The sequence below is a fragment of the Pseudomonas sp. 05N434 genome (assembly GCF_056396965.1).
Map to the genome: position 1 here is coordinate 1 of NZ_JBFTMK010000839.1, position 1,430 is coordinate 1,430.

Here is a 1,430-nt window from a genome sequence, read left to right on the forward strand (position 1 = left end):
TCAAACACGGTATACGCCAGATCGCGAAGCTTTTCTGCGACTCGGAAGCACTGACTATTAATTTTGTGACGGAGGATGGATATAGCAAAACTTATGCAGGGGGAGATTTTTACGAGTGCCTTGGCAATATCAGAAAAGAGCACTGCGATGTAGTTTTCCTGTGCAAAGGAGCAAAAATAAACGTACACCCTTCCAGCATGTCCTCACAGATGTCGCTTGGAGTAAAAGCATATGAACTTACACTAGGCAAATATGCAACAAGGAATGACCTGGTAAATATTTTTGACTACGAAGAAAATAATCTTACCAACGATCCAGAGGTTCAGCGAGACTTCTTTATGCGCTGGTTTGAATCAGATATTGAAGAGGAATAGCGGTTGAAAAAAGAGGCCAAGATACTTTTAACTCCTGTACAAACACCAAACCCAGTTCGATGCTGGGCTCAGTGCAATGGTAAAGAATCTGACTTCAGCCACCCGAATTACCGGTTTTATCTGCACCGCCCTCAGAACCACCTGATCCTCCAGACCCACTTCCAGAACCACTCCCCATCGAACTTCCACCACTCACCGACCCGCTGCCCTTCTCCGGGTCGATGCTCCTCCCGTTGGTATCACCACCATTCCCACCACCAAGGGTGTCCGGTGGCAGCGCCTTCCCATCCGAGGTACCCGCATTCATTTCCGAATAAGGCGGCATCCCGCCCTTGTCGACCGGCGCATCGCGACCGGTAGATTCAGCAAACGCCGTCAATGAACTGATCGACAATAAGCCGACCATCGTAAGCGCCATCCATTTTGACCTGATCATGGTGCATCTCCTTTAAAGAGTGCTTTACCTGATCTCTGGTGGTGATCGCTTTTAAAAGGTGTCGCTCAATCGACAATCTGCGATGCACCACCACACAGGTTTCAGCTCGGTTCCCCCGAAGCGTCATCGCCGGCGATGTCCGGGTCTTCCGGGTCGGCTTCCACATTACCCCGCCTCACATCAACGGCGGGCACCTGTTCCACAGCGGTGTCGTCATCGTCGGGCGGGCGCTGGTCGCGGCGCAGCGAATTGGTGGGCGAAGGCAGCGGATATTCGGGGGTATCGTCGATATCGGAGTCTTTCGGATCAGCGTTCATAACGCACCTCTCAATGGACCTGAAAAGCAGATCCTTGCCTTTCGAGGCCAACACGACAGACACGGTTCGATCAGAGGGATCGAGGTCGGCCCGACCGCAAAATCACTCGTCGTCTTCCTCGTCATACTCATCATTCTCCAGGTTGCCCACATCGCCTGCGTCATCGGCATCGTTGAGCGGTACCGTGGCGTCGTCCATCAGAGACCCCGGATCTTCGTTGCCAGGATCGTTGATCGGGCCTTCTTCTTCCTTGTCTTCGGTTTCCGGACTCATGGGCATGCCTCACAACGTTCAGAGTTATAT

4 protein-coding genes are annotated in these 1,430 nt (G+C 52.3%); 1 reads left to right on the top strand and 3 read right to left on the bottom strand.

The features are described from left to right. Positions 1-374, top strand: a 374-nt coding sequence (locus tag AC1DLB_RS29935; RefSeq protein ID WP_477786279.1) for a hypothetical protein, incomplete at its 5' end; no start/stop codon positions are given. A gap of 94 nt (positions 375-468) precedes the next feature. On the opposite strand, the gene AC1DLB_RS29940 is transcribed toward AC1DLB_RS29935, so the two are convergent. From AC1DLB_RS29940 to AC1DLB_RS29950, 3 genes are all read right to left on the bottom strand, one after another. Continuing rightward, on the bottom strand, positions 469-810 hold the full coding sequence (locus tag AC1DLB_RS29940; RefSeq protein ID WP_477743801.1) for a hypothetical protein: 342 nt from the start codon (positions 808-810) through the stop codon (positions 469-471). 101 nt (positions 811-911) lie between these two features. Next, the gene (locus AC1DLB_RS29945; protein WP_477743802.1) at positions 912-1,127 is read right to left on the bottom strand and encodes a hypothetical protein; all 216 of its coding nucleotides are present in this window, start codon (positions 1,125-1,127) and stop codon (positions 912-914) included. 102 nt (positions 1,128-1,229) lie between these two features. After that, positions 1,230-1,400, bottom strand: a complete 171-nt coding sequence (locus AC1DLB_RS29950) for a hypothetical protein (RefSeq protein ID WP_018925238.1) — start codon at positions 1,398-1,400, stop codon at positions 1,230-1,232. Positions 1,401-1,430 lie beyond the last annotated feature (30 nt).